This is a genomic window from Thalassoglobus neptunius (assembly GCF_007859735.1).
GTDB lineage: Bacteria > Planctomycetota > Planctomycetia > Planctomycetales > Planctomycetaceae > Thalassoglobus > Thalassoglobus neptunius.
In genome coordinates this window covers 1-7,747 of sequence record NZ_SIHI01000087.1, presented here as the reverse complement: position 1 = coordinate 7,747, position 7,747 = coordinate 1, and the positions used below count along the sequence as shown (strand labels likewise).

The window sequence follows — 7,747 nt, the reverse complement described above, 5'->3', positions numbered from 1 at the left end:
CAAAGACGAAATAACCTGTACCGACACTCCCGGCCGAGACGCTCACATCCCTCCACCGGGTTCCTTATCAACAACAGCGCTCCGTTTTTCGCCCGTCGAGCGCTACGTTTTCTAACCGATGTCTACACATCGAAGGAGCGACTCGTTGCCCTGATGTATGACATTGCTGCTCGTGGATTACACCATCGGTCGACTCATTGATGCCATTGATGAGATGGGGGAACTCGACAATACGGGACTCGAAGGATCGTCGAAGACCTCAGGAAACTGGGACACATGTGTAGTCGAAGGAGGGTCTCAGGTATCATGAAAACACTGCATTTGAAAGCAATTCAGCCAAAGTCGTTCGTTCCAAAAACGACTGACAGTCGACACCGCTTGGGCTATTCACCGAACCTGTTGCTCGACACTGACGAACCTACCCGCCTCAATCAGATCTGGGTCGGTGACATCAATTACATCTCTATTCAAGACGGCACGTTCTGTTACCTGGCGATGCTGATGGACCTTTATTCACGAAAAATAATCGGCTGGCATCTGGCAAACGACATGACTGAATCGCTTGTGCTTCGGCACTGCCTCAGCCTCCGTTCCAGCAGTACACGTCCCTACAAACCTGACTCTCATTAAGACTGGACCAAAGAACTCAGGCATTCCAGTATCAAAGAACGCGTTCTATGTGCGGCGGCGGCAGCTGGCGGATCAAATGGAATCGTCGTCGCCGACGTTCGTGTCACTGGCGGTGTCCGCATGATCGTCGATGGCTGCGATCGTGGAAGTTGATCTTCCGTGCGGCGCCATCGTTCGAGTGGCTGAGCAGGATGCGGTTCGCACGGTTGTTTCTGAACTGATGCGCCAGGGAGGACAGCAGTGATCAGTCTGACCGGTTCCCTGCGCGTGTTCGTCTGCACCCAGCCAGCCGACATGCGACGCAGCTTCGATGGGTTGTGCGGGATAGCTCGGGACCTGATGAAACAGGATCCAACCAGCAGACATCTGTTTCTGTTTCGCAACCGTAATCGTGATCGGCTGAAGATTCTGTACTGGGATCGCGATGGACTGGCAATCTGGTACAAGCGTCTGGAGAAAGGGACGTGGCAGTTTCCAACGAATGTGAAAACCAGGGTTGGCGCTTCGCCCACAGACACGACGTCGCCTGCTGAAATATCGCATCAGGAGCTGTCGCTGCTGCATGACCGTATCGATCTGTGAAGTGTAGAACGTCGAAAGCGATATCAGAAAACATCACGTTGATTACCGGATTTATTCGAACACGACAACGCCTCATGACGTAGTCAGGGTATGAGTCAGGACAACCTTCCATCTCTGCCCGCAACCGTCGAAGAACTGCGGCAGTTGTTACTTGCTGCACAACGCGATGATGAATTGCAGAAGCAGAAGAACACCTAGGAAATCAAAAGATTTGACCAGTGCATGGCTTCAAGGATTTTGCACCCGTTAGTCGCACTACTGACGTCTACACATCAACCGCCAAGGATTAGCCTGAGTTCGAGCCTGGTGAGAATGGGTAGTCTGGGGAGGCAGCGAAGATCCCCAACGGACGGCGGTGTGCCTCCAGAATTGACACTTCAGTAATTTACTGAGATCGTTCGCCGCTGAAGCTGATGCAGTCTCCAGCAATTCGCTTTGCTCCGAATACGCATTGGCGTCTGAACAAGTAGCCAGAGTGATGCGAAAGGTGTCCAGGTCACACACTGCTTGTTGTGCGCTCGTATTCTACTGAAGCGCTTTTGCTATTCGCGTTTTAAGATTGATGATGTCGTAATATGATCTTGCGGAAAATTTGACGGGGTGTTATTTTTCCCACCCCTTCCAATACTCCTATCCTAATTCAGCCTTCCCTCAACACCGATGCGATGGTTGAATCCCAATAACGTGTCTATTCCTCCTTCGCATCCCGGAGTCCAGATGTTTGTTGATCAAATATGGACATCGTTGAAGCTTTGGGGGATCTTGCTCCTCGTTTTGTTGAATTGGGTTTCTTCAAACTGTACCGAAGCTGAGGAAATTCGGCTATTCGACCAAATTTCTCTGTTGGCATCAACACTTGAGGATGTCGGATTAGAGGACCAGCCCGTTCTTTTGCCGACGAGAGGACTTGAGGGATCTTCCCCACCCTACGATTGGTTCGACAGGCCCCGACAGCAATTGGATCAATCACACCCGCGTAGGGTACGATCGCGGTTTTGTCATCGCCAGTGACCAGCCAGTTAAGCTTGGAGCAGATCGATTTCCGTTCCGGCTTACCCTGAACGGCTGGGGACAGCTTCGGCATACCATCTCCGAACTGAATGCCGGGAATGATCAGAATCAGTTTCAATTGAAACGTGCTCGACTCATTTTTTCCGGCTCAGCGTTTACACCAGATTTTCGCTACTACATTCAATTGGACGGTCGAAGCAGCAGCGGTGATGACCTTCGGCTCCTTGACTATTATTTGCAGCTGGATGTCGGTCGTCGCGGGTTTGGGTTAGAACCGGGGCGTCTAGGATTTCGAACCGGAAAATGGAAGATGCCCTTTTCGCTGGCCCGGTATCTTTCCGGTCGACAATTGGAGTTTTCAGATCGTTCTGTTTCCAGCACGTTTTTCGATGTGAATCGAAGTCTTGGTTGGGGCCTTAACGGTCGCAATGAGTACGGCGTTGTCCCTGTGGAGTGGGAATTCGCCATATTCAATGGACTGGTGACTGGTGGTGCAGAAACAGGAAGTAGCGGTACTCTCGATGATAACTTCGCCTACTCTGGGCGTATTATTGCCTATCCCACAGGAAAATGGGGTGAAGAGCAACTAGCCGACTTTGATTACCACAAACATCCGGCAACGCGGATCGGTGCAGCATTTGCGAATTCAACGATCGACCAAAGTGGTAGTACCGAATTCGGTCGTATTCGCGTGGACGGCTTTCAGACCTTCTGCTGGTGAATATGATGCCAGTCAGTGAATACACAGTCAATTTGTTTGCAGTGGACTATTCGCTCAAGTACCAGGGTTGGTCATTCACGTCCGAGTATTACTTTCGTACGATTGACCAATTCAAGGGCGCAGACGTACCGCAATTGTTTGACCATGGACTGTGGTTACAGCTCGGTAAGTTTGTCGTACCGCGAAAGCTACAATTCATTACACGTTGGTCCCGTGTCGTTGGTAATTCGGGAACTCTTGGGCAAAACGATGAAAGTGCAGATGAGATCGCCGGAGGCCTAGTGTGGTACTTTCGCGATCAGCACGCAAAATTCACGTTCGATGTCAGCTATCTGACACGTGGGCCGATCAACTCTGCCGCGCTCGACGTTGCACCCGGAGATGTTGGCTGGTTTTGTCGATCACAAATCCAATTTTCGTTTTGATTTGTCGGCATGGAGACCACGGGGACGCGTGAACGCCCCTCGGATACCTGTCCTTCAAGAACTAACGTTTACTGAATTTCATCGGTTGTTCGTCGGCCCGATAGCTAATCAGCTTGAAGTCTAGAGACTGCGAATCGGTGATCGTAACCTCGGCTGCCAGTGTATCACCTGTGTCCAGCTCAACAGCGAGGACATTCCCATCCAGGACGTAGACCCCAGCGGCTTCCTGCTCTTTGCCATCGATCGAGAATTTCCAAAGGAAGCGACCGTCTTTCTGAATGCCCATTTCGAATTTAGAACTACCACTGACGGCCACCCAGGTTCCAATAATGGCATTCTCGTCAACAGTCGGGCTTTCGGTTTGATCAGTCGCCGAGTCGGGCAGCTTCGTGTATTTCTCAATGGCTTGAGGACCTTCGAACTGAGACAACTGATCCAATGCAACTTCATTGTTGGGCGTTAGCTCCAAGACCAGCCGAAACTGTTTCGCCGCATCTTCGTCATGCCCGGCGGTAGCGTAGTGGTACGCCAAGAGGAACTGCGCCGAAGACGATTTGGGATTCGATTTCGCGAAGTCTTCCAGAGCTCGGAGCTGTTTAGTGTAGTCGTCGACAGAACCATACAGGCTGCTGAGCGTTGTCCAGTCCCAACCCGGTCCCACGGCCAGGACGGCATAAATGGCTTCTGCCGATTCGTCATAACGCCCCAACGAGAACAGCACCAGTGAACGGAATTCATGAACAACTGCGTCCCGTGGCATTTCCTGCAGAGTCGCCGTCACCTTCGTGAGTGCGAGTTCCCAGTCTCCGGCGTAAAAGGCATTTCGCGCTTCGTCGAACAGGTCCATTCCTTTCTTGGTAACACCAGGGGGATATTCGACTTCGCCCGCACTCGTATTCGAAGCAACCGCCGTTTCCTCGGCAGGTTGTTCCGGAGGGGATTCCACAATTAAAGGTTCTTCGTAGCTATAGCTTTCACCGCCCGATGTTGCGTAGGAACTTCCACCGGCATAGTAGGGATTGGAGTACCCCCAGTAACCGAGCCGCCAAGCTGAACGATTGACGATTCGGCGGGTCCAGTGCAAAGTTGACGCAACCGGATAGTTGCCGAACATATGCTTCCAGTAGTCGCCGCGAATCCCCGGATAATAATGATGCCCATGGTGCCATCCATAGTGATGCCAGTTGTGGCGATCGTGGTAGTTTTGCCAATCCTGGCGTGCATCTTGTCGAAAGTCCTGGCGAGAATCGAGGCGGTCCGACCGTCCATCTTGCCTTAAATCGACACGATCGGTTCTACTGTCCTGACGATTTTCAGAACGCTCCGTCCGACTATCTTGGCGGGAATCTAATCGGTCCTGAAAACCATCACGTCGGCCTTCGAGAGTCGTCGCTCGATTCTCCTGCCGATTGAGCGTGGTTTCCTGTCGGTTACTCAGGCGGTCTCCACGTACATCACGTCGATCCGAGACTCGGTCGTTCTGTGAAAACCCGGGTAACGTACCGGGGCGTTCGTTCGGACGTTGACCTGGACCGTTTCCTTGACCAAACGTTGGGCGTTCGTTGGGCCTTTGGCCGGGCCGTGAACCCGGCAACGTACCGGGGCGTTCATTAGGAAGTTGTCCCGGTCGTTGTCCCGGCAACTGGCCAGAACCTTGCGGCGGGACACCTGGAATCGGTCGGGATGAAGGGAGTTGACCGATCCCAGGACGTTGACCAGGTGCGATGTTCGGACGGTTTCCCGGTGTCAGGGAAGGATTCGCGGGGCGGGTTGCTGGGGACGTTCCGCCTGGTCGGCTTGATGGATTCCCTGGACGACTGGAAGGCGAACTTGGGCGACTGGAAGGCGTACCTGGATGGCTGGAAGGGCTGCTGGGACGGCTGAATCCAGGACTTTGTGACGGTGTCAATCCTCCCCCAGAAGGTCGGCTGGGACTGGAAGGGCGCGTTGAGGAAGGTGACCGACTGGGCGTTGGTCTTGACGCCCCACCACCACCACCACCGCCACGAGGACCGCGAGCATCAATTTCGTCAACCACTAGTCCAAACGCCAGTATTGCGGACAAAACCATGAGTGAAAAATGTTTCATCAGATTTCCTGCTTTGTATTTGCTTGAACAACTTTGATAGAGAGTCCTGATCTTTACAACGGGTCTACTTCGCGGGCTTCGGGCCGCGTCGAACGACAACCGCTTCCACATCGTCAGCTTTCTCGTTGCCCGCAATTCTTTCGACAGATCGCAGTAAGTAGCGGTCGCCGCGGATCGGGATAACATAATTCGTGGCCGAAACTGCCGTCCCATCGGGCTGGTAGCCCGTCGACTTGTTCACCCAAACTTCACCGACCTGACTCCATGTCGCTTCAGCAAATCCTCCGCTTGTATCAAAAGCCCAAGATCGAATTCGGCTCTGAACTGGATCCCAACCAATTCTTTGGGTCCCTTTTGCGACCCGTCCATCGGCGAATCGAATGTCGAAACTGCGAAGCAAGTAGTTACCGTCTTCGCTCCGCTGGCAATTCCAGTAAATCGAACTTGTGGCTCCCTCATCGATCCACTCTCCTTCCATCCACGCAAGCTGATCAAGGGCGTTCTGCCGGTCGAGTATTTCATCTTCCGTCACTTTTGATACGGCAATCTTCCACATACCTTCGACTTTAGAATGCAGCAGGATGTAGCTGCTGACATAACTGGCCGTGTTGCCGTCATCAAACAATGTCACCGTCCCTTCTTCCAGAGCGAGGTTTGGTGTCAGTTCTTTGACCGATTCCAACCGCACAGCAATCTGAGCCTCAGGGTTCTGCTCGAAGTAAGTCGTAAAGCTACCTCGAATCTCTTTTGTTCCGATCTGTCGCGATCCGTCTCTTTGAATGATTTCTGCCTTTGGAGCATACATGCTGAGAAGCTTGTCCACATTGTGGGCATTGAACTCTTTGACGAACTGCCTGGCAGAACTTAAAACGACTTCTGTTTCCGTAGTCGACTTTTGGGTTTTCGCTTGTGCGTTCACTGCAGGAAGATTCGCGGTCACCGACATATATGCAGCGAGTGCGAAAGAAATGTGTAGTCGCCTCATCGTCGTGAATTCTTTCATGGGTATTTGTCTGCTAAAACGGTTTGATGCGATTTATCCAGGGTTCCACACGCATCATGATGCGTTGCCTCATCTTGTTGTGAAATCGTGAAACTACCCTACAATTGGCCTGATGATTCGTCGACAAGATCGACCGTGGACGGTTCGAATAATTCATCGATCGAAAGTTTGCGTTTACTTAGCCCTTGATCGTAGACGTACTCAATTGCTTTCTCGTAAGATGGAGCGCTCGCCTTCAAACCATAAGGGTAGAAGTTGTCCCCCATCAGTTCGCGGGTGTTGTTGAACTCCTGGCCATACCACGGCAGCGAATCCATCGCCCAACCCCAGTTCCGCATGTGGGAGTAATCGATCTGTTTGGCCTGGGAATAGGCTTTGAATACGGCTTTGGGCAACCACGGATGCTGTTGGATAGTCTTGACCCGAACGGCGACCGAATGCATGATCGGAAACAGCCCGGTCTTCTTGAAGTAGGCTTGTTCGACAGAACGGTGGTCTTTGAACAAACGCTCTACAAGCGGATTTCGATCCTGATAGATCTTCGGTTCTGCAGGATGGAAAATGGCATCAACTTCTCCCTTCAATAGCAACGAAGAATCGTCTTCCCCTTCGGGAGCAGCATCAATCTTGAGACCTTTTGGCTCAACTTTCTCCCAACGGGACGCGGTCTCCCCCGTTAAATTCGATCCAGAGTCCTTCGTTGTCGAAATCCAGTGGATCTCATCCGGTTTGACGCCATATTCATCCTTGAGAAAACCCCGGACATGGGTGAGACCGGACGAGGAATAGCCCACGGTCGCCACTTTTTTACCGCGTAAATCCTGCGGTGTTTTGATTCCGCGATCCGTGCGAACGTAGATGCTTTTGTGGCGGAAGAGACGCAAAAGCGGAATAGGCAACAAGACGTAATCGCGAAAGCCGCCGTTTGCAAAGGCCAATAGATACGGGATCAGCCCGATCTCGGTAACGTCACGTGATTTCTCTCCATAAAACGCATGTTCGTTGAGAGGTCCGATGCTGGTCACTTCAAACTGATGCGAGCAACCTTCCACGGTCACAGCCCCCTCGGCCAAGGCTTTCACTCGATTGTAATCGTAACCAGCGATTGTGATTGGGACGCCTTTGCCGTGTGGTCCAAGACGTTTTTTAACCTCTTTCTTCTTCGAGGGCTCTTCCGCAGTCGCCGAATTTTCCGGAATGGATCCCGCAGCGGTCGCCGCCCCCAAGTATCCGGTGTATTTCAAAAAGTCGCGTCTGTTCGTACTCATAATTAAGACCTCCAGGTG

Annotated in this window: 7 protein-coding genes and 1 pseudogene; 5 read left to right on the top strand and 3 right to left on the bottom strand. The window is 52.2% G+C overall.

What is annotated here, in order from left to right:
• The 5 genes and pseudogenes from KOR42_RS27580 to KOR42_RS25285 form a co-directional block, all read left to right on the top strand.
• A partial coding sequence (locus KOR42_RS27580; protein WP_231741127.1) for a hypothetical protein occupies positions 1–201 on the top strand: 201 nt, incomplete at its 5' end.
• A gap of 36 nt (positions 202–237) precedes the next feature.
• A pseudogene (locus KOR42_RS27705) lies at positions 238–330 on the top strand (hypothetical protein); the annotation flags it as partial.
• Entirely contained in the window at positions 307–630 is a 324-nt protein-coding gene (locus tag KOR42_RS25295) for a DDE-type integrase/transposase/recombinase (RefSeq protein WP_231741126.1), read from the top strand. The pseudogene KOR42_RS27705 and the gene KOR42_RS25295, both read left to right, overlap by 24 nt.
• 240 nt (positions 631–870) lie before the next feature.
• Positions 871–1,212, top strand: a complete 342-nt coding sequence (tnpB, locus tag KOR42_RS25290) for an IS66 family insertion sequence element accessory protein TnpB (RefSeq protein WP_146512589.1) — start codon at positions 871–873, stop codon at positions 1,210–1,212.
• A gap of 907 nt (positions 1,213–2,119) precedes the next feature.
• Positions 2,120–2,944, top strand: coding sequence for a porin (locus tag KOR42_RS25285; protein ID WP_146512588.1), 825 nt, complete (start codon positions 2,120–2,122; stop codon positions 2,942–2,944).
• Positions 2,945–3,430: 486 nt separating this feature from the next.
• Here KOR42_RS25285 and KOR42_RS25275 read toward each other — a convergent pair whose 3' ends face one another.
• The 3 genes from KOR42_RS25275 to KOR42_RS25265 all read right to left on the bottom strand — a co-directional run.
• Entirely contained in the window at positions 3,431–5,458 is a 2,028-nt protein-coding gene (locus KOR42_RS25275) for a tetratricopeptide repeat protein (protein ID WP_197441585.1), read from the bottom strand.
• Between the two features lie 64 nt (positions 5,459–5,522).
• Positions 5,523–6,443: a YybH family protein gene (locus KOR42_RS25270; protein ID WP_197441584.1), complete on the bottom strand. Its 921-nt coding sequence runs from the start codon at positions 6,441–6,443 to the stop codon at positions 5,523–5,525.
• 116 nt (positions 6,444–6,559) lie between these two features.
• Positions 6,560–7,747 (bottom strand): substrate-binding domain-containing protein (locus tag KOR42_RS25265; RefSeq protein ID WP_231741125.1); only part of this gene is annotated, 1,188 nt, incomplete at its 5' end.

Coding starts and splice junctions, on each gene's coding strand:
- KOR42_RS25275 (WP_197441585.1), bottom strand. CDS start 5,458: ATGAAACATTTTTCACTCATGGTTTTGTCCGCAATACTGGCGTTTGGA.
- KOR42_RS25270 (WP_197441584.1), bottom strand. CDS start 6,443: ATGAGGCGACTACACATTTCTTTCGCACTCGCTGCATATATGTCGGTG.
- KOR42_RS25295 (WP_231741126.1), top strand. CDS start 307: ATGAAAACACTGCATTTGAAAGCAATTCAGCCAAAGTCGTTCGTTCCA.